Annotated in this window: 22 protein-coding genes; 8 read left to right on the top strand and 14 right to left on the bottom strand. The window is 69.6% G+C overall.

All coding sequences use genetic code 11. The features are described 5' to 3' along the window. Positions 1-91 precede the first annotated feature (91 nt). From K0O62_RS16495 to K0O62_RS16485, 3 genes are read right to left on the bottom strand one after another with little or no spacing between them, the layout of a single operon-like run. On the bottom strand, positions 92-1,294 hold the full coding sequence (locus K0O62_RS16495; protein ID WP_073858166.1) for a cytochrome P450: 1,203 nt from the start codon (positions 1,292-1,294) through the stop codon (positions 92-94). A 12-nt stretch (positions 1,295-1,306) separates the two neighbouring features. Further along, complete coding sequence (locus K0O62_RS16490) at positions 1,307-1,831, bottom strand: nuclear transport factor 2-like protein (protein WP_073858165.1); 525 nt, start codon at positions 1,829-1,831, stop codon at positions 1,307-1,309. Next, positions 1,828-2,448 carry a carboxymuconolactone decarboxylase family protein gene (locus tag K0O62_RS16485; RefSeq protein WP_073858164.1) on the bottom strand — a complete coding sequence of 207 codons (621 nt, stop codon included), beginning with the start codon at positions 2,446-2,448 and terminating at the stop codon, positions 1,828-1,830. The genes K0O62_RS16490 and K0O62_RS16485 overlap by 4 nt, the downstream gene beginning before the upstream one ends. A gap of 141 nt (positions 2,449-2,589) precedes the next feature. Here K0O62_RS16485 and K0O62_RS16480 point away from each other — a divergent pair, with 141 nt between their 5' ends. Further along, positions 2,590-3,195, top strand: a complete 606-nt coding sequence (locus K0O62_RS16480; RefSeq protein WP_073858163.1) for a TetR/AcrR family transcriptional regulator — start codon at positions 2,590-2,592, stop codon at positions 3,193-3,195. Between the two features lie 21 nt (positions 3,196-3,216). Here K0O62_RS16480 and K0O62_RS16475 read toward each other — a convergent pair whose 3' ends face one another. Then, a complete protein-coding gene (locus K0O62_RS16475; RefSeq protein WP_073858162.1) occupies positions 3,217-4,431 on the bottom strand; it encodes a cytochrome P450 in 1,215 nt (404 codons plus the stop codon). Positions 4,432-4,499: 68 nt separating this feature from the next. On the opposite strand from K0O62_RS16475, the gene K0O62_RS16470 reads away from it, so the two are divergent. Both K0O62_RS16470 and K0O62_RS16465 read left to right on the top strand, forming a co-directional pair. Further along, positions 4,500-5,420 carry a cyclase family protein gene (locus K0O62_RS16470; protein ID WP_073858161.1) on the top strand — a complete coding sequence of 307 codons (921 nt, stop codon included), beginning with the start codon at positions 4,500-4,502 and terminating at the stop codon, positions 5,418-5,420. Further along, positions 5,417-6,589: an alpha-hydroxy acid oxidase gene (locus K0O62_RS16465; protein WP_073858160.1), complete on the top strand. Its 1,173-nt coding sequence runs from the start codon at positions 5,417-5,419 to the stop codon at positions 6,587-6,589. The genes K0O62_RS16470 and K0O62_RS16465 overlap by 4 nt, the downstream gene beginning before the upstream one ends. On the opposite strand, the gene K0O62_RS16460 is transcribed toward K0O62_RS16465, so the two are convergent. Further along, on the bottom strand, positions 6,586-6,990 hold the full coding sequence (locus K0O62_RS16460; RefSeq protein ID WP_073858159.1) for a hypothetical protein: 405 nt from the start codon (positions 6,988-6,990) through the stop codon (positions 6,586-6,588). The genes K0O62_RS16465 and K0O62_RS16460 overlap by 4 nt on opposite strands. Before the next feature lie 40 nt (positions 6,991-7,030). Beyond that, a complete protein-coding gene (locus K0O62_RS16455) occupies positions 7,031-7,414 on the bottom strand; it encodes an Rv0313 family protein (protein WP_073858158.1) in 384 nt (127 codons plus the stop codon). 37 nt (positions 7,415-7,451) lie between these two features. Here K0O62_RS16455 and K0O62_RS16450 point away from each other — a divergent pair, with 37 nt between their 5' ends. From K0O62_RS16450 to K0O62_RS16440, 3 genes are read left to right on the top strand one after another with little or no spacing between them, the layout of a single operon-like run. Next, positions 7,452-8,285: a ketosteroid isomerase family protein gene (locus K0O62_RS16450; RefSeq protein WP_073858157.1), complete on the top strand. Its 834-nt coding sequence runs from the start codon at positions 7,452-7,454 to the stop codon at positions 8,283-8,285. A 30-nt stretch (positions 8,286-8,315) separates the two neighbouring features. Continuing rightward, positions 8,316-8,915, top strand: coding sequence for a hypothetical protein (locus K0O62_RS16445; protein WP_073858156.1), 600 nt, complete (start codon positions 8,316-8,318; stop codon positions 8,913-8,915). A gap of 20 nt (positions 8,916-8,935) precedes the next feature. Beyond that, on the top strand, positions 8,936-9,328 hold the full coding sequence (locus K0O62_RS16440; RefSeq protein WP_073858155.1) for a DUF732 domain-containing protein: 393 nt from the start codon (positions 8,936-8,938) through the stop codon (positions 9,326-9,328). 10 nt (positions 9,329-9,338) lie between these two features. Here K0O62_RS16440 and K0O62_RS16435 read toward each other — a convergent pair whose 3' ends face one another. After that, positions 9,339-9,599, bottom strand: a complete 261-nt coding sequence (locus K0O62_RS16435; protein ID WP_131817437.1) for a hypothetical protein — start codon at positions 9,597-9,599, stop codon at positions 9,339-9,341. 109 nt (positions 9,600-9,708) lie between these two features. On the opposite strand from K0O62_RS16435, the gene K0O62_RS16430 reads away from it, so the two are divergent. Next, positions 9,709-10,188 (top strand): NUDIX hydrolase, encoded by a 480-nt coding sequence (locus K0O62_RS16430; RefSeq protein WP_073858153.1) that lies wholly within the window; start codon positions 9,709-9,711, stop codon positions 10,186-10,188. A gap of 7 nt (positions 10,189-10,195) precedes the next feature. On the opposite strand, the gene K0O62_RS16425 is transcribed toward K0O62_RS16430, so the two are convergent. The 3 genes from K0O62_RS16425 to malQ form a co-directional block, all read right to left on the bottom strand. Further along, positions 10,196-11,587: a serine/threonine-protein kinase gene (locus K0O62_RS16425; RefSeq protein WP_073858152.1), complete on the bottom strand. Its 1,392-nt coding sequence runs from the start codon at positions 11,585-11,587 to the stop codon at positions 10,196-10,198. 22 nt (positions 11,588-11,609) lie between these two features. Further along, a complete protein-coding gene (locus K0O62_RS16420; protein ID WP_073858151.1) occupies positions 11,610-12,053 on the bottom strand; it encodes a hypothetical protein in 444 nt (147 codons plus the stop codon). Between the two features lie 64 nt (positions 12,054-12,117). After that, positions 12,118-14,238 carry a 4-alpha-glucanotransferase gene (gene malQ / locus K0O62_RS16415; RefSeq protein WP_073858150.1) on the bottom strand — a complete coding sequence of 707 codons (2,121 nt, stop codon included), beginning with the start codon at positions 14,236-14,238 and terminating at the stop codon, positions 12,118-12,120. Positions 14,239-14,332: 94 nt separating this feature from the next. Between malQ and K0O62_RS16410 the strand changes: the two genes are divergently transcribed. Beyond that, positions 14,333-15,523: an MFS transporter gene (locus tag K0O62_RS16410; protein ID WP_073858149.1), complete on the top strand. Its 1,191-nt coding sequence runs from the start codon at positions 14,333-14,335 to the stop codon at positions 15,521-15,523. On the opposite strand, the gene K0O62_RS16405 is transcribed toward K0O62_RS16410, so the two are convergent. From K0O62_RS16405 to K0O62_RS16390, 4 genes are read right to left on the bottom strand one after another with little or no spacing between them, the layout of a single operon-like run. Next, the gene (locus K0O62_RS16405) at positions 15,495-15,815 is read right to left on the bottom strand and encodes a DMT family transporter (RefSeq protein WP_073858148.1); all 321 of its coding nucleotides are present in this window, start codon (positions 15,813-15,815) and stop codon (positions 15,495-15,497) included. The two genes, K0O62_RS16410 and K0O62_RS16405, sit on opposite strands and share 29 nt — an antisense overlap. Further along, positions 15,815-16,156 carry a DMT family transporter gene (locus tag K0O62_RS16400; protein ID WP_073858147.1) on the bottom strand — a complete coding sequence of 114 codons (342 nt, stop codon included), beginning with the start codon at positions 16,154-16,156 and terminating at the stop codon, positions 15,815-15,817. The genes K0O62_RS16405 and K0O62_RS16400 overlap by 1 nt, the downstream gene beginning before the upstream one ends. 19 nt (positions 16,157-16,175) lie before the next feature. After that, positions 16,176-17,270 (bottom strand): hypothetical protein, encoded by a 1,095-nt coding sequence (locus K0O62_RS16395; RefSeq protein ID WP_073858146.1) that lies wholly within the window; start codon positions 17,268-17,270, stop codon positions 16,176-16,178. A 10-nt stretch (positions 17,271-17,280) separates the two neighbouring features. Next, positions 17,281-18,534, bottom strand: a complete 1,254-nt coding sequence (locus K0O62_RS16390; RefSeq protein ID WP_073858145.1) for an acyl-CoA dehydrogenase family protein — start codon at positions 18,532-18,534, stop codon at positions 17,281-17,283. Positions 18,535-18,655 lie beyond the last annotated feature (121 nt).

Genomic DNA, 18,655 nt, shown 5'->3' with positions numbered 1-18,655 from the left:
CGCTCGCGCGAAACGTAGCACCCTGGGGCGCCGGACACTCGGCGATCGACAAGGTGCACGCAACGAATATCCGCCGGACACCGGCGGGTGGCTACACGGTGGCGGGCATGCTGTCCCAGCCGCGGACCACCGACGAGGACGAGAACACCGCGGCGTCCAGGTCGACCTCCCAATCGGAGAAGCGATTCATGATCTCCTCCAACGCGATACGGCCCTCGATGCGGGCCAGCGCATTGCCCAGGCAGTAGTGTGCGCCGACCCCGAACGTCAGGTGCTGACGCACGGACCGGGTGACATCGAACTGTTCGGCGTCGGCGCCGAACCGCTGCTCGTCCCGATTGGCCGCGCCGATCAGCAGGATGATCGCGCTGCCCGCCGGCACCGTGGTGCCGTGGAACTCGGTGTCGCCGGTGACGTAGCGGGCGGCCTGCAGCGCCGGCGGCTCGAACCGCAGGATCTCCTCGACCGCGCCCGGTATCAGCGACCGGTCCTCGACCAATTTGCGGCGCTGGGCGGGATGCTCGGACAGCAACTTGCCGGCCCAGCCGATCAGCCGGGTGGTGGTCTCCGACCCGGCGACCGCCACCACGTTCATGAACATCAGCAGTTCTTCCCGGCGCAACTTGCGGGTGGTGCCGGTCTCGTCGGTGAACTCGGCGTTGAGCAACTCGGTGGTCAGATCGTCGGCGGGATGGTCGGCCCGCCAGTCGATGAACTCGGCGAACAGCTGCCCGTCGGTGATCGGGCCGTCCGGATTGTCGGTCATCTGCGCGCCCCGCTCGGTGCGCACGTACTTGTCACCGTCCTCGGTCACCCGGTTCTGGTAGTCCTCCGGAATGCCGAACAGTTCGCTGACCACCCGCAACGGCATCACCGCGCCGAGGTCCTTGACGAAATCGAACCGGTCCCCGCCGACCAGCGGGTCGAGGCAGCGGCGGGTGAACTCGCGGACCTTCGGTTCCAGCGCGTTGATCTTGCGTGGGGTGAAGGCACGCGAGAGCAGGTTGCGGTGGATGTCGTGGATCGGGGGATCCTCGAAGATCAGCGAGCCGGGCGGGATCTCGACGCCGGCCTTGATGATCTCCAGCACGGCGCCGCGCGCCGAGCTGAACGTGGCGTGGTCGACCAGCGCACGGTTGACGTCCTCGAAGCGGCTGACCGCGTAGAAGTCGTGGGCTTCGTTGTAGTACAACGGCGCTTCGGCGCGGAGGCGTCCGAACATCGGGTACGGGTCGGCGTTGAGATCGGTGTCCCAGGGGTCGTAGTACAGCTTGTCGGTGGCACTGGTCGTCATCGTGGGCTCCCTCTAGAAACTCAGGCCGTGCTTCTCGAAATGCTTTGCCAGCGCCTGCATGTAATCCTCGCCGCGGAACGGTCCGCGGGCGCCGATGGCGGCCTCCAGGAAGGGCCCGTATTCCTCGTCGTTGACGTAGGTCGACCAGTGCGTGATCTGGCCGTCCTCGTTGGTGTCGACGAAGCTGATGGAGTAGAAGCCCATCACCTCGCCGGTGTTCACGTTGGTGCCCTGCCAGCGGTAGCGCTGCACGAATCCGTTCTCGGCCGGCCACAGCTTGAAGTCCACCGGCTTCCAATCCGGGAAGGTGATGCCGTAGGCCTTGGCCTCGATGGTGGCGGCCATATCCCAATGCGTCGCCACGTCTTTGAGCACCAACTCCTGGCCGGCAGCGAAGTAGGGCGAGGTGTACACCGCGTCGTCGGTGAACTCCCACTCGTCGTAGTTCTCCCCGTCGGCGATCTTCTGCAGCACGTACTTGTCGCGGTAGCTCTCCGCCATCCGGCGGTGTTTGGCGATCCGCTCTTCCAGGTTCATCGATGTCCCTCTTCTGTTGTCGGGTCCTGCGGTGGCAGCGGTGCGCTGCCCGGTTTGGCCTGTAGTCCCCAGGTGCTGAACGCCATTCCGGTCATGGCGTACGTGCCGACGAGGAAGACGACCTCCATCGCGGCCCGCTCGCCGACCGTGTCGACGAGGCGCTGCCAGGTGTCCCACTGCGCCTTTCCGTCGGCGATCAGTTCGTCGACCGTGTCGAGCACGATCCGATCGGCGCCGCTGAACCCATCGTTGCCCTTGATGAGGGCGGCGACGTCGTCGTCGGTGACACCGACGGCGGCGCCCATCCGGACGTGCTGACCCCATTCGAATGCCGACCGGTGCCGCAGCGCCACCCGCAGGATGATCAGTTCGCGCAGCCGCCCGGCGAGCTCGCCGCGCTGCAGTAGAAATCCGTTGAACCGCAGAAATAGTCGCGCCATCTCGGGGTGGTGGGCGAGCATGCCGATGATGTCGAAGTTCAGCGGGTCATACGCCTCGCCGGATCCGGCTCGGGGCACCTTGTCGGCGGGCAGGCCGAGCAGCGCGCCGAACGCCGCGTACTCGGCATCGCCCCACTGCTCGGCGGTCAGCGGCGCCATCTGCTGGAGTTCGCTCATGACGGCAACGGGTTCCCTTCCTCGGGGCGGGCGTTCACGAAGAGATGGCGACGTCAGGGCTGTGACGCCAGTCACGACAGTACAGATTTGAATCTCAGATACAAGGCTGTATTTGAGATTGATCTCTGGGAGGATGGGCCGATGACCGAGCGCTGGACCAGGGAACGCCGCATGGAGCAGACCCGCATCGTCCTGCTCGACGCGGCCGAGAAGATCTTCGCCGGCCGCGGATACGCCGGTTCGCTGGAGGACATCGCCGAGGCCGCCGGATACACCCGTGGCGCCATCTACGCGCAGTTCGGCGGCAAGGAGGAACTCTTCCTCGCGGTGATCGAACGGCACCGTCAGCGCTTCCTGGACGGGTTCGCCGATGTGATGGAGTCCTTCGACCGGTTCGCCGACATCGACGTGGAGGGATTCGCCGAGCGGTGGCGGGTGCTCAGCGGTACCGACGCACAGCAGGCGGCGGCGTTGAACTACGAGTTCACCCTGTTCCTGATGCGCAATCCGGCGGCCCGGGACCGGGTGGCCGCCCAACGTCGCGAGACGGTGCGCTCGCTGGCCGATTACATCACCAAAGGTGTAGCGCGGCTGGGTGGTTCGTTGAAGATCCCGGCGGAATCGCTGGCCCGGGTGCTGCTGGCGACCAATGACGGTGTCACGCTGGCCAGCCACCTCGACGGCGAAGACCTCTACCGGACGTTCCTGCAGCTGGTGATGTCCAGCGTCGGACCGCCGGAGGGCTGACGCGCTCAAGCCGTCCCACCGCTAGGCCGCGCTGATGTACACCGCGGCCGGCCCGCGTACCGCGAAGTTCCTGCCGTAGTCGACCTGCCCGTGCACCCGCCAGCGGGGCAGTGTGGCGAGCAGTTCTTCCACGAAGATCTGGGCTTCCAGCCGGGCCAGATTCATGCCCAGGCAGCTGTGCAGGCCGAACGCAAAACCCAGGTGCGGCAACTTCTTCCGGAACACATCGAAACGCTCCGGGTGCTCCCAGCGGGCCGGGTCCCGGTTGGCCGCACCCAACAGCAAGGTGATGCGCCGGCCGTCCGGCACCCGGACCCCGCCGACGAACGCCCGTTCGCCGATGGCGTCCCGGAACACCGAATGGGTGATGGTCTCGTGCCGGTGTACCTCTTCGACCGCGGCCGGGATCAGTTCCGGATCCCCGGCCAGGGCGTCGCGTTGCTCGGGATGTGCGGCCAGTGTGACCACGATCTGCGCGAGCAACTTCGCGGTGGTCTCATTCCCCGCGAACACCAACTGGGTGTTGGACGCGATGATCTCCTGCTCGGTCATGTGAGTACACGCGTAGTCGTGGCGGACCATCGTGGTGATCAGATCGTCGCCGGTGAAGGACGGACAGCGCCGCCGGGTGATCTGCGCACGGATGTACTCGTTGAGTTCGGCGGTCGCCGCCTTGCCGACCGCGATCAACCGGGCGCCGCGCTCACCGGGGTTGGTGTATCCCTCGGCCGAGGCGCCCATCGCGTCGCTCCACTCGGCGAACCGGCCGGCCATGTCCGACTCGATACCGAGCAGGTGCGCGATCACCTCGGTGGGGATGCCGCGGGTCAGTTCGGCGACCACCTCGACGGTCTCGCCGGCCCGCAGCCGGCGCAGGCACGGGGCGAGTCGCGCGCGGACCACCTCGGTGATCGCCGGGCGCAGCGCCGCGAGGGTCCGCGGCCGGAAGTCGTCGGACCAGATGGCGCGCATCCGGTCGTGATGCGGGCCGTCGTAGAACTCCATCGTCGGGCCGCCGAACACCCCGGCCTGCTCGGCCTGGCCGCGCTCGGATCCGAAAACCGTTGCAGTGGTGAGAATTGTGCGGGCATCGTCGAAACCGGCAACCATCCACCGATTGACCCGTTCGTTGAACACCACCCCGCCCAGGTCGCGGATCTGCTGATAGCGCGGCCACGGGTCGCGGACGAATTCGGGGTCGGCGGTATCGAACGTGAGCACCGGGGCGTTCGGCACGGATACCTCCAGAGGTGGGTTCGGCAAGGTTGCACCGAGGTTGACAATGATATGCAATTCTGTAACGCATGAGTGTCAACTTCAGGGACATCGGCCGGGAGCTCTCGAACTGGGGGCGCTGGGGTCCCGACGATCAACTGGGCACTCTGAACTTCGTCACCGGAGAGCACATCCGGGCCGCGGCCACCGAGGTGCGCTCGGGCCGGGTGTTCCAGCTGAGCATCCCGGTCGGCAGCAGCGGCCCGCAGAGCGGCATCGGTGGACGGCTCAACCCGGTGCACCTGATGTCGATGGCGCCGCACGACTGGTCGGATCCGCACGGTGTGCAGATCTCCGATGACTGGATCATCATGCCGTTGCAGTCGGGCACGCAGTGGGACGGCCTGGCCCACGTCGCCTACGACGACCGGATGTACAACGGGTATTCGACCGATGAGGTCGGCGCCCGGTTCGGCGCCCGCAAGCTCGCCGTCGATGCGATGACCGATCGTCTGGTCGGCCGCGGCGTGCTGCTCGACATCGCCCGGCTCAAGAATGTGCCGTGGTTGGAAGGCGGCACCGCCATCACCCCCGATGACCTGGACGCCGCCGAGCGGGCGCAAGGCGTGACGGTGGCCGAAGGGGACTTCCTGTTGATCCGCACTGGTTGGCGGGCAAAACTTCTCGCCGACGGTCCGGCCGGATGGATGAAGACCGAGCCGGGCCTCGACCTGGCCTGTGCGCGCTGGCTGCACGACCGATCGGTGGCGGCGCTCGGCTCGGACAACTGGGCCATCGAGGTCCTGCCGAGCGCGCAGTCCGGCACCGTGGTGCCGCTGCACTGTGTGCTGATCCGCGATATGGGTATGCCGCTGGCCGAGATTCTGGACCTGGAGGCCCTGTCGGCGGCCTGCGCCGAGGACGGCCGGTGGAGTTTCCTGCTGGCCGCGCCGCCGCTGCACATCAGCAATGCGGTCGGTTCGCCGACCACCCCGATCGCGATCAGATGACGGCCTTCGGGTACCGGTTGCGCACCCGGCCGCCGCTGGTCTGCGTCGAGGACTACCGCGCCGCCGCCCGGCGCGCGCTGCCGACGATGGTGTGGGCGTATCTGGACGGCGGCGCCGAGGATGAGCGGACCCTGTACGGAAACCGGACGGCGTTCACGAACTGGTCACTGCGCCAACGCGTTCTGGCCGGGCACAGCGGTGCCGACATCGGCGTCGAGTTGTTCGGGGAACGGCTGGACCTGCCGGTGCTGTTGTCGCCCACCGGGCTGACCGGGTTGGCGCACTGGACCGGTGAACTCGGTGCCGCCCGCGCGGCCGAGCAGGCCGGCACCCGGCTGACACTGAGCACCGCGTCGTCGTATTCCATCGAGGAGGTGGCCACGGGCACCCGGCACGACCACTGGTTCCAGCTGTACCCGTGGGGTGAGCGCGCGGGTTTCATGACGTCGATGCTCGACCGCGCCCGCGACAGCGGCTACCGCACCCTGGTGGTGACCGTCGACGTCCCGGTGCAGGGAAACCGGGTGGGGGAGCGTCGCACCGGGATGGGGCATCCGCCGATCCTCACGCCGCGCCGCATCGCCGACGCCGCGGTCCGCCCGGGTTGGTGGTACGGGCTGCTGCGGCACCGCCGGATGACGATGGCCAACGTCACCGGCACCCGCGGGGCGGCCGGCGCGGTGGAGTCGGTGGCCGTGCAGCAGCGTCAGATCCGGCCCGATCTGACCTGGGCCGACGTGGCCGCACTGCGGGACCGCTGGGAAGGCCCGTTCGTGGTCAAGGGAATTCTCGACCCCGCGGATGCGCAGCGCGCGGTGCAGATCGGTGCGACCGGGGTGGTGGTCTCCAATCACGGTGGCCGCCAACTCAATCCGGCGGTGCCGTCACTGGCGGCGCTGCCGGCGGTGGTCGACGCGGTCGGGGACCGGGCGACGGTGCTGCTCGACGGGGGCGTGCGCTCGGGCAGCGATGCGGTGACGGCGTTGGCGTTGGGCGCCGACGCGGTGATGGTCGGCCGGCCCTGTCTGTACGGGCTGGCGGTCGCCGGGGCCGACGGTGTCGCGGCGGTGCTGGGCATTCTCGCCGCGGAGATCCGGCAGACGCTGACCCTGATGGGCGTCGGCAGCGTCGCCGACCTGTCCCGCGATCACCTGATCGCGATGAACTAGGCCGGGAAGAACCCGTCGCCGGTCAGCACCCCGGGTTGCCAGCCCCGCGCGCCCAGGCACAGCATGGGCCGGCCGTCGGTGGTCTGCGCGGCGCCCTTGGCCACCGAGCAGGGCGCGCCGACCTCCTGGACGCCGTGCAGGTCGTAGGACACCGTCCAGAACCCGGTGTGCACCGGCGGCCACTGGTTGGGGATCCAGCTGCACTTCATCGGCTGACCGCCGCGGCCGCGGCCGAAGGTGAACAGCTGGGTGTTCTCGCAGGGTGCGCCGAGGGCGGCCTGGTAGTTCATGCCGGGCACATCGGTGGGATAGCGGCCCGACTCGTCGTCGGCGAGCGCGGCCGGGGCAAAACCCAACGTGACCGCCGCAAGCGCTGCGGCGACCGCCAGTCCTCTGATCATGTCCCACCCTTTGCCGGTTGTCCCCGTACCGCGGCAGAGTCTAGTGAGGTGAGCCGTCCGCGCGGGGCTGTTCGGGCGCGTCGAGCACACTGACCGCGATCCCGTACGGCAGGAAGCGGACCCGTCGCGCCGGGTCGGTGTTGTTCTTGTTGGCTCGCAGCGCGTCCAGTTCGGTCGGATAGACCTCTTCGATGTGGGCTCCGCCGTCGGCGTTCACGGTGTAGATCGCCCACACCCCGTCGCCGGTGTCACCGGTGGTTTCCGGCTTGGACGGCTGCGCCTGACCGGTGAACTGGTCGATCAGGGTGGCCCAGCCCGCGCGCTTGCCGAACCGGTCGAGCGCGTCACGCAGCCCCTCGCCGGCTTCGCGGGCGAGCCTGTCAAAATCTTCAGGGTCGATACCGAACGGCCCGTTCTGGCTCATCGCCGTCCTCCTTCACACAGGGGTGGTAACCAAGGATATGTCCACATCTCGAAGTGCGGTTCTGGCGACGGTGGAGCGCTCGCCCGCGGCGGCCGGTGCGCACGACCGGACCGGCTGGGTCGGGCTGTTCACCGACGCGGCCACCATCGAGGACCCGGTGGGCTCGCGGCCGCATGTCGGGCAGGCCGAGATCGAGCGGTTCTACGACACCTTCATCGGCCCGCGGGACATCACCTTCCACCGAGACATCGACATCGTGCGGGGCCAGACGATGCTGCGCGACCTGGTGCTGGAAGTGGCCATGGGCCCGGCGGTGTCGATGCGCATCCCGGCGATTCTCCGGTACGACGTGAGACCGGCCGGACTCACCTCGGAGGACCTGCGCATCTCCCGGTTGCAGGCGTACTGGGAACTGCCGGCCATGGCGTGGCAGTTCGCCCGCAACGGGCCGGCCGCGGTGCCTGCGTCGGTGCAGCTGACCCGCGCGTTGCTGACCAACCAGGGGCCTGCAGGGGCGGCCGGGTTCATGTCGGGGCTGGCCGGGGTGGGGACCCGCGGAAAACGGTATGTGGCGCAGGTGGTCGACGATGCGTGTTCGGGCAACGAGATGTCGGTGCGGCGCGTGCTCGGGTCGGATGCCGAGCTGACCGCCGGTGACAGCGGTCGGCTACGGCCGGCCGAACTCGTGGAGGCGCTGGCGGGAGCGCGGCGGCGCACGACGATCGTGGCCGGGCGCCATGTCGCCGTCAGCGTGACCGGACCCGGCGGCGATGCGGTGCTGATCGCCGATGTGGGGTCTCGACCGACCCGGATCCGCCGGTTGCGTGTGTTCTTCGAAGAGGGCCACGCCGGGGACCGAACCCCGGACTGAGGCGCCCGGCATGAGACGGTTGTAGGCACCATGGACAGTTCTTCGCCCTCCGAACCGCCGGCAGCCGACGCTGCGCTGCAGTATCTGAGCTACGAGGAGTTCGGCCGCCGGTTCTTCGAAGTCGCGGTCACCGAGAAGCGCGTCGCGGATGCGATCGGTGCGATCGCCGGCGAAGAGTTCGAGATGGGCCCGATGGGTCAGGGGCCGGGCGGCATCGCCAAGGTCACGGCACGGGTGAAGGTGCAGGCGCCGCGGGTCACCCGGCAGGTGGGCCGCGCCATCACCTTCGACATCCGGATCCCGCTGGAGATCAAGATGGTCGTCGACCTGCGGATCGACAAGCCCCGGTTCCAGGTGTTCGGCGAGATCGCGCTCACGGCCACCGCCCGCGCGGCCGCCCCGCTGCTGCTCATCATCGATGTGGACAGGCCGGGCCCGCGCGACATCTCCATCCACGTCACCTCGGGCACGCTGCGGGCCGAGGTGCTGCGGGTGCTGGCCGGTATCGACGCCGAGATCAAACGGTTCATCGCCGCGCACGTGGTGGGGGAGATCGACAGCCTGGGCGCGCGGCAGGCCAGGATCATCGACATCGCCACCCAGATCGATGCCGGGTGGGCGGGCATGTGAGCCCCGTAGACTCGGTAACCATGCTGCGCCGCACCCCGACCTGCCTGCTGTCCACCCTTGCTGCGGCGAGCGCCGCACTGGCTGTCGCGGCCCCGGCGTCCGCAGACCCGGTCACCGACAGCTTCCTGACCGCGCTCGACCAGGCCGGGGTGAGCGCACCCGCGGCCATCGACACCGTCGCCCTGGGACAGTCGGTCTGCCCGATGCTGTCCGAGCCGGGACAGAACGCGGCCAACGTCGCCGCCAAGGTGGCCGATACCGCCGGTATGTCGCTGGGCCCGGCCACCATGTTCACCGGGGTGGCCATCTCGATGTTCTGCCCGGCGGCCGTGGCGGGCATCGGTGACGGCAAGGTGTTCGGGCTCGAACCCGCGGGGTTGCTCGATGTCTCGCGCGGCCTGGCGGGCTTCTGACCGCAGCGCGTCAGCCGACCTCGAACAGGACGCTGCCGCCGACGAGCCGCATCGGTTCGAGACCGGGGAGCACACCGGACATTCTGGTCCGCTCCATTGAGATACCGCCGGGTCGTTCCACCACGATGACGCCGGCCGGGACCTGGAGGTCGCCGGCCGTCTGCTCGACGCTGTCCGGTCCCTCCGGTGCCGCGCCCACGGGTGCGGCCCACCCGATGGACGCACCCGCCAGCGCTACCCCGAGCGCTGTGATGAATCGTCTTGCCCTCATGGCCGGTGCCTTCTTTCGCTTCTGCACGATGTAACCGGCGGTACGGGCGCTAAATTCCGGCGGCCGACAATCCTTGACAACCGGCCTGCGGTGCGCATTAGCCTGCGGTATGCCGCGATTGAGCGCAGGTCTGTTGGTGTACCGCGTCATCGACGGCATCCCGGAGGTGCTGATCGGTCATCCCGGCGGCCCGTTCTGGGCGCGCAAGGACGAGGGTGCCTGGAGCATCCCCAAGGGCGAGTACGACGACACCGAGGACCCGTGGGTCGCGGCCCGGCGCGAGTTCACCGAGGAAGTCGGACTCCCCGCGCCCGACGGCCCGCGCATCGAGTTCGCCCCATTGCGCCAACCCAGCGGCAAGGTGGTCACGGTCTACGCCGTCGAGGCCGACCTGGACGTCCGCGATGCGGTGAGCAACACGTTCACGCTGGAGTGGCCCAAGGGGTCCGGCACGTTCCGGGAGTACCCCGAGTTGGACCGGGTGGGCTGGTTCAGTGTGGTCGACGCGCGCGAGAAGCTACTCAAAGGTCAACGGCCGCTGTTGGATTCATTGCTGCAGGAACTGGGGGACCGGGTTTGCGGTGACTGACTCCCGATCAGGGCAGCCCGTTGCTGCGGCGGATCTGTTCGCGGCAGTCCCGGCGAGTCTGTCCGGTCTGCTCCATGCACACCCGCACCGGCGACTCCTCGGCGGCCGGTAGCGGCTCCTCGGTCGGATCCGTGCTGGTGACCGTCGGGATGGGGACTGAGCCGGGGGTGAGCGACCAGATGGTGGCCTCGGTGTCCTGCAGGGTCGCACAGTGGGCCGTCGCACCGTCGGCGGTGCGGGCGGTGGCGCCCACCGGCAGGCAGTCGGCCCCGATGGCCACGGTGGCCGTCGGGGCTGCGGCGCCGGTCGACGCCGGGTCGGCCGCGCTGGTGGTCACCGTCGCCGTGGTGGTCGTCGCCGTCCCGGTGGCGGACCCCGGGGCGGCCGGGGACGAGGTGCGCTCGTCCTTGTTCGCGCGGTTGAGCTCGTAGAGGGCCACCGCGGTCGCGGCGCACAGCGCGACGGCGAGGACCGACGCGACGATGATGGCACCGCGCAGCCTGCGCGCCGGTGCGGCCACCGGACTCGCCGGCGCCATCTGGGTCAGGCCGAGCGAGTCGCCGGCCAGTTGGTGGCTCAGCGCCTGCGCGAATTCGGTGCAGCTCCGGAACCGGTCGGCGGGGTCCTTGGCCAGCGCCTTGGCGAACACCGGGTCCACGTGCGCGAGTTCCGGGCGGCGGTCCCCGACGGCCGGGGGCGACGCCGACAGGTGCTGGCTGATGACCACCGCGGGATTGGAGTTCTGGAACGGCGGCTTACCGGTGAGCAGTTCATAGGCGGTGGCGGCCAGCGCGTACTGGTCGGCCTGGCCGGTCACCGCGGTGTCCATCAGCTGTTCCGGGGCGGCGTAGGACACCGTGCCGACGGTCATGTTGGTGGCGGTCAGTCCGCTGACATCATCGGACCACCGGGCAATACCGAAGTCGGCCAACAGGATCCGATGATCGGGTGAGCGGGTGTCGGAGAGCAGGATGTTGGCCGGCTTGACGTCGCGGTGCAGCAGATTGCGCTGATGTGCGTAGTCCAGCGCGGCGGCCACCGCGGTGACGATCTCGTCGACCTGTTCGGCGGGCAGCCCGCCGGGGTGCTGCTCACGCATGTACCGGGCGGTGTCGGTGCCCGGCACGTAGTCCATGGCGATCCACAACTGACCGTCGTGTTCGCCGCGGTCGTGCACGCCGACGATGTGCGGATGCCACAGTGTCGCCGCGATATCGGCCTCGCGCTCGAACCGTTGCCGGTACTCGTCATCCGCAGAGACGCCGGCCTTGAGGATCTTCAGCGCATCCCGGCGGGGCAGTCGGGGATGCTGGGCGAGGTAGACCTCGCCCATTCCGCCGGTGCCGAGGCACTGGACCACGGTGTACCCCGCGAAGTCGGCACCGGCTGCCAGCGGCATGGGCGAATCCCGGGCGCCGGGCTCAGGCTGGTGGCGGGACGGGGGCCGGCGACGTCGGGACCCCGGCGCCGGGAGGCGGCATCGGAGTGGGTGTCACGGTGGTGACGCCGTTGGCGCCGACGGTGCGCCCGCCGGGGCCGGAACCGGTCGAGTTGCTCAGCCCGGCCTCGTCGAAGGCCTCCTGGGTGCAGTTGAGCATCAGGATCATCCGCCCCGAGGTGTTGAACTTCTGCTTGTCCACCACGCACAGGCTCTGCTGCAGGTCGCTGCCCACGGCGCCGCCGAAGGTCGCCTTGATGCCGGAGCCGGCGAGGATCTGCACGGCGCGGCCGTAGGTCTGGCCCACGACGTTGTAGGGGCTGTCGCTCTCCGAGGCCGGAGCGGAATGGGCGGTGCCGCCGGCGGCGATCATCATCGCCACAGCTGCGGCGCTGGTGCCGAGCCCCAACGCAAGTACCTTGTTCACGTGCCCTCCGGGTGTCGCGGTGCGTTGCGAAGATATCGCAGAAGAGCACCTGTAGAAACTCCAGTCACGATTCCATCGTCCGGACCTGGGTTTTCATTACTTCCGCCAGCGCGTAGGCGCGCGGGTCGGCGAAGATGTCCTCCAACTGCAGACGGCGGCCGTCGGGTCCGGTGAGCGGCACCCGCCAGTTCGGGTACTCGTCGGTGGTGCCCGGCTGGTTCTGCGCCCGGACATCGCCCACCGCATCCGGCAGCGCCAGCGCGAGCAGCTTGGACGGGGTGCGGCCCAGGTAGGCGTACAGACCGCGGATGATCTCGTCGGTGTCCGGGGCTTCGCCGACCAGTCCCAGGCGACGCAGCTCGTCGCGCCAGGCGGCCTGCTCGGCGCGGTCGTGGGCGAGTTCGTCCTCGGCCGGGCGGGTCAGCAGTCCGAGTTCCTCGCGTATCCGGATGTGCTCGCCGGCCAGATAGCCGGCCGTGGGCGGCAGGTCGTGGGTGGTCACCGAGGACAGGCAGGCCTCGCGCCAGCGGTCGGCCGGCAGCGGCTTGTCCTCGCGGCCCCATTCTCGGTCCCGCTCGAACCAGAGGATCGACGTGCCGAACAGGCCGCGTGCGGCCAGGTAATCGCGCACCCATGGCTCGACGGTGCCCAGGTCCTCGCCGACCACCACCGCACCGGCCCGCATCGCCTCCAGCGCCACGATGCCGATCAGTGCGTCGTGGTCATACCGCACGTAGGTCCCCTCGGTGGGTGGGGCGCCCTCCGGGATCCACCACAGCCGGAACAGGCCGATGATGTGGTCGATGCGGACCCCGCCGGCGTGCCGCAACACCGCGTTGACCAGGGCCCGGAACGGTGCGTACCCGACCTTCTCGAGCTGATCGGGCCGCCACGGGGGCTGGGACCAGTCCTGCCCGAGTTGGTTGTACTCATCCGGTGGCGCGCCGGCGCTGACCCCGAGCGCCAGCACATCCTGCAGCGCCCACGCGTCGGCGCCGTCGGGGTCCACCCCGACCGCCAGGTCGTGCATGATGCCCAGCGACATCCCGGACTGCACCGCGGTGGCCTGCGCCGCGGTCAGCTGGTCATCGAGCAGCCACTGCAGCCAGCGGTGGAAGTCGACGGCCTGCGGGTGCGCGGCGGCGAACGCCGCGACCGCCGGGCTGTCCGGGTGGCCGAGTTCCGCGGGCCACCGATGCCAGTCGGGGCCGTGCACCTCGGCCAGTGCACACCAGGTGGCGAAGTCGTCGAGGCTGCGGCCCTCACGTTCCCGGTAGCCGGCGTATGCCAGTTCGCGGCCGGCCGAACGGGGCACCCGGTACAGCTGCGCCAGGGCCGCCCGCTTGACCTTCCACGCGGCGTCCCGGTCGATCCCGTCGCTGCGGAGTGCGCGGGCGGCCAGGTCGGCGCGGGCCTTGCGCAGCGGGCCCCGTTTACGCAGGAACGCGTACTCGGGAACGGCTTCCACGCGCAGGTAGAGCGGGTTGACGAAGCGACGGGAGGTGGGCAGGTACGGCGAGGGTTCCATCGGGGCCACCGGAGCGGCCGCATGCAGTGGGTTGACCAGGATGAATCCCGCCCCGTGCCGCGTCGCCGACCAGACGGCCAGATCGGTGAGGTCAGTGATATCTCCTGTGCCCCAGGAGTTTTCGGATGTGACGCTGTACAGCTGGGTGGCCAGGCCCCAGTGCCGGCCGGGCGGTGCCGGCAGCGTGGCAGGGGCGACGATGAGCACGGTGCTGCTGTCCACCCCGCCGCTCTGCGCGTGCAACCGGTGATAGCCGGCAGGCAGCCCGGCGGGCAGTTCGAAGGACGCCTCGCCGACCGGACGGCCGTCCAGATCATATGGCGGACGGTTGTTTTCGAGCTGACGTAGCCCGCTGTGCACCGTCCCGTCCTCCAATCGGATCCACAGCTCGACGGGGTCGCCGTGGGTCACGTGTACCCAGAACGAGGAGGCGGTGCCGGACCGCGCGACGATGGTCGGCGGCAGCACGTGCGCCCAGTAGTCACGCTCATGGGCGCGGCGGGCCACGATGCGCTCGGCCTCGGTGCCGGCGGGCACTCCGAGTGCGGCCAGCACGCCGACCAGGGTGTCCTCGGAGACCGGTACGTTGCGCCCGCGCCAGTCGACGAACTCGGTCGCCACGCCGTACAACTGTGCGAGGTCGGCCAATTCGCTCATGGGCGCAATACTGCCGGATTCGCGCGGCCGTCGCTGGACTCGGCGTCCCCCGGCCCGTCGGTGCGCGCAGCGGACGGTCGGTAACCTCGGCAGGATGTCCTGCGCCCGGCCCGTCTCCGTGCCGGACCGCCGGGCCAGGATCGCGGTTGCGGCCCTGTTCCTCACCAACGGGGCGGTGTTCGCCAACCTGTTGCCCAGATACCCGGAGATCAAGACCGACCTGGCGTTGACCAACGCCGTGTACGGGGTCATCGTCGCGGCATTCGCCGCCGGTGCGCTGGTCGCCGGGCTCGCGGCGGGCGCGATCATCCGCCGGGCGGGGTCGGCGCGGGCCGCGGTCGTCTCCACGGTGGCGATGGCGGTGCTGATCCTGGCCGCCGGTTTCGCCACCACCCCGGTGGTGCTGGGGGCCGCGCTGTTCGCGGCGGGTGCCTGCGACGCGGTCACCGATGTCGCGCAGAACGCGCACGGACTACGGGTGCAGCAGCATTACCGGCGGTCCATCATCAACTCGTTGCACGCGGTCTGGGCGGCGGGCGCCATCCTGGGCGGGTTGATGGGGGCGGCGGCCATCGCGCTGGACATCGGCCGCGCGACCCACCTGGGGATCTCGGCGGCACTGTTCGCGACGGTGGCGATCACCGCCTACCCGCACCTGCTGCCCGGACCCGATCACGTGGATGACGGCCGGGAACACGCCGAGGCGGGCCTGCGCCCCGGTTTCGCGGTCTACGCCGCGCTGGCGGCGCTGATCGGGATAGCGACCGCCGGCGCGGTGATCGAGGATGCCGGCAGCAGCTGGGCCACCCTGTACATGCGGGACGGCGTCGGTGCGCCGGGTGCTGTCGCGGTGACCGGGTACCTGGCGTTGATGGTCTGCATGTTCGTCGGCCGGCTCACCGGGGACCGGCTGGTGGACCGTTTCGGTGAGCGCACCCTCGCCCGCGCCGGGGGACTGCTCATCGCCGTGGGTATGGGTGCGGCGCTGGCCTTTCCCAGCGTGCCGGGCACGGTCGCGGGCTTCGCCGCGGTCGGGCTCGGAGTGGCCACGTTGGTACCGGCCGCCATGCACGGCGCCGACAGCTTGCCCGGCCTGCGCCGCGGTACCGGGCTGACCGCGGTGGCCTGGCTGATGCGGGTCGGGTTCGTGGCCTCCCCGCCGGTGGTGGGTCTGATCGCGGACGCGGCCGGTCTGCGCGCCGGGTTGCTGCTGGTCCCGGTGGCGGGTCTGCTGGTCGCGATGCTGGCCGGAGTGCTCAGTGCACGCCGGCCATCTCGATCGTGAGCACCCCGGCGATGATCAGCCCGATGCCGATGACCATCCGCACGGTCAACGGGTCACGGAACAGGAACCGGGCGGCGATGGCGACCAGAGCGACACCGCACGCCGTCCAGACGCCGTAGGCCACGCCCACCGGCATGCCCAGCGACAGCGACAGCCACAACAGGTAGAAGGACAGCACGTACCCGGCGATCACCGGCACCAGCCACTTCTTGCGGCGGAAGCCGTCGGAGGCCCGCAGCGACAGCGTCGCCAGCACCTCCACCCCGATCGCGGCGGCCAGGATCAGCCACATCATCGGGTCACCTCGGCCCGCCGGTCATGCGATCCGAATTCGATGAACAGCACGCCGGCGATGATGAGCGCGATGCCCGCCGCGATCGGCCAGGTGAAGGCCTCGCCGAAGATCACCGAGGCCGCCACCGCGGTCACCGCGGTGCCTGTCGCGCCCCAGATCCCGTATGCCACCCCGACCGGCATCCCGGCCCGCAGCACCGCGGCCAGCAGGATGAAGGACGAGACGTATCCGATGACGACGAGGATCAGCCAGGCCCAGTGATCCTGGGAAGCCCGCAGGGACAGGGTGCCGCTGACCTCCGCGGCGATGGCTGCGCCGAGCAGCGTCCATTTGCGCACGCCGGATGATATCCGGTTCTCAGGCCAGGGCATTCTCCCTGGCCTCGAACAGTTCGGTGACCGCGGTCGCGACCTGATCGAGTTGCTCGGCCGAGTGCCTGCCCAGGCCGCACTCGGTCGAAATGCCGAACTGCGGCAAGAACTTTGCGGCCAGCGCCGCCCGGTATCGTGCACCGGTAGCGCCGTCCTCGGCGTGCAGCAGGCCCAGGTAGAACTCGGTCTCCGGTTCGATGGCCAGGTTGGCCAGCGGCTGCCAGTGTGCCAGCCGGTTCCACGCGGTCACCGTGGCCGCATGGATGGCGTCGATGCGCCGCGGCACATGGCGGGACAGGCCGTTGGACACCGCGACGATCACCGAGGCGTCGCGCGGATAGATGTGCCTGCCGCCGCGGGCGGCGGCCTCCGCGTCCGGTGGGTCACCCATGAACGGGGACGCGCCGAACTTCGAATCCCCGTAGCAGAGATGGAAGGTCAACTCGACGTCCTCGTGCACCCAGGACGCCGGCCGCGCGGTGACCGCGTAGATCTCCTCGAAGTCCTTGTACGGGTTGGGGAACCAGCCTTCGATGGTCGCGTCCTCGACCGGCAGATCCCACTGGATGGCCAGATCCCGGTGCGGGATCGCATCCTGGATCGCCTGCACGCTGTCACGCAGCGGTGCCTCATAGGCGCGGGCGACCTCGACCTGCGAGCCGAATTCGACGAAGAAGTTCACCGCGTTGAACGGGGTCGGGAGGGACACCAGGAACTTCGATTCCGGTGCCAGTTCGCCGCGTTCGCGTGCGGCCCGGAACAACGCGTAGGACGCGATGGCGTGGTCGGCGTAGTCGAAGGCCGGGAAACGGACGTCGGCGCCGGTGGTTCCGGGCTTGAGCCGGGCAAGTTCTCGGCCGCCCCTGTCGACGACGTCCAGTGTCGGGTTGTCCAGGAAGTGCGGAGTCTGGGTGAGCACCCAGTTGGCCCGATTGCCCGGTTCGCCGTCGGGAACGCGGGTCACTTTCGCTGTCTGACCCACCCCGTGCCCCTGCAGACGCTGTCCGACGAAACGGAAGGCGTCTTGCACGGTCGGCTGGTTGATGCTGCCGGTCAGGTAGAAACGGTTCCGGTATCCCATGATTCGCTCCTCAGAGAAGCAGGCCGAGCCGCGGCGGGCGGGTGCCGTGCAGGATGTGATTGCCCAGGTGGACGTACTTCCAGCGGGCCGGGTCGTGCAGGGAGTGGGTGCGCACATTGCGCCAGTGCCGATCGAGGTTCACTTCGCCGTCGGTGCCCGAGGTTCCGGTGAGTTCGAAGATGCCGCCGGCGATCTCGACACCGAACTCCTGGGCCAGCGCCTTGGCGGCGGCGACGGTGAGGCTGGCGTCCGCGGCCGCGTCGCGGGACAGTTCCTCGGCGGCCTGCCCCTCGTCGACCAGTGCGGCGCCGCGGGCCAGCAGCGCCTCCAGCGCGTAGAGCCGTGCGGTCAGCTCGCCGAAGCGGCGGACGATGTGCGGCTCCTGGTCGGCGCGCTCGAAACCGGCGTCGAGTGCCTCCTTCCACGGCCGGGATCTGGTGCGCACGAATTCGGCGCCGTCCTCCAGCGCGGCCCGCGCGATGCCGATGTCGATGGCGGCGTGCAGGGCCTGGTCGTAGGCGCCGAGCACGCTCGGCGGCGCGTCGACCGGGTCGGGTGCGGCGCCCTCCTCGATCACCAGATCATTCTCGACCACCACCCCTTCCAGGCGCACCTCACCGCTCTTGGTGCCGCGCTGACCGAACGCCGACCACTTCTCCAGGTCCAGGGTGACACCGGGCTGGTCGGGACGGACGAACACGGTGGCCGTCTCACCGGGCTTATCGGCGATCAGAGCGGCCACCGCGATCCAGCGCGCGCCCAAAGTGCCGGTGGCGTAGTACTTCACACCGTTGAGTTCCCAGTTGCCGTCCGGGCGCCGGGTGATGCTGGTGCGGCGGTCCAGCGCGCTGGCGGTGCCACGCTCGGCGGTGGCGTTGCCGAGCTGGCCGCCGGCCAGGATGTCGCCGTAGATCCGCGGTGCCGGGTGCTGGTCGACGGGCAACCCGCCGATCGCCTGGGACACCACGAAATGGGCCAGCAGCAGCTGACCCAGTGCACCGTCACCGCGGGAGAGCCGGCGCAGCACCTCGATCTGGACCGAGGCGGGCAGACCCGGCCCGCCATGGGCGGCCGGCACCGGGACGGCGAGCAGTCCGGACTCGGCGACCAGCTGCAACTGCGGCAGCAGTGAGGTGTCGGTGCGCTCGCGTTCGGCGGCGCCGATCGCGAGTTCCGCGGCGACCGCGTCGGCCGCCGCCAGGGCTTCTTGCGCGGTGTGCAGAACCGGGATGGAGGTGACTGTCTCAGCGATGTCGATGGCCATGGCCGTGAAGGTTACGGTCCGCAGCCGCCCGCGCAGAGGGTTGTGAGCAGCGCGAATGTATCTCGTTGCGGCAGGTCGACCCGAGCCGTGGAACGGGTGCGTACCGTGGAAATGTTCGGGT

Source organism: Mycolicibacterium diernhoferi, from assembly GCF_019456655.1.
GTDB classification, from domain to species: Bacteria; Actinomycetota; Actinomycetes; order Mycobacteriales; family Mycobacteriaceae; genus Mycobacterium; species Mycobacterium diernhoferi.
This window is presented reverse-complemented; position numbering and strand designations above follow the sequence as displayed.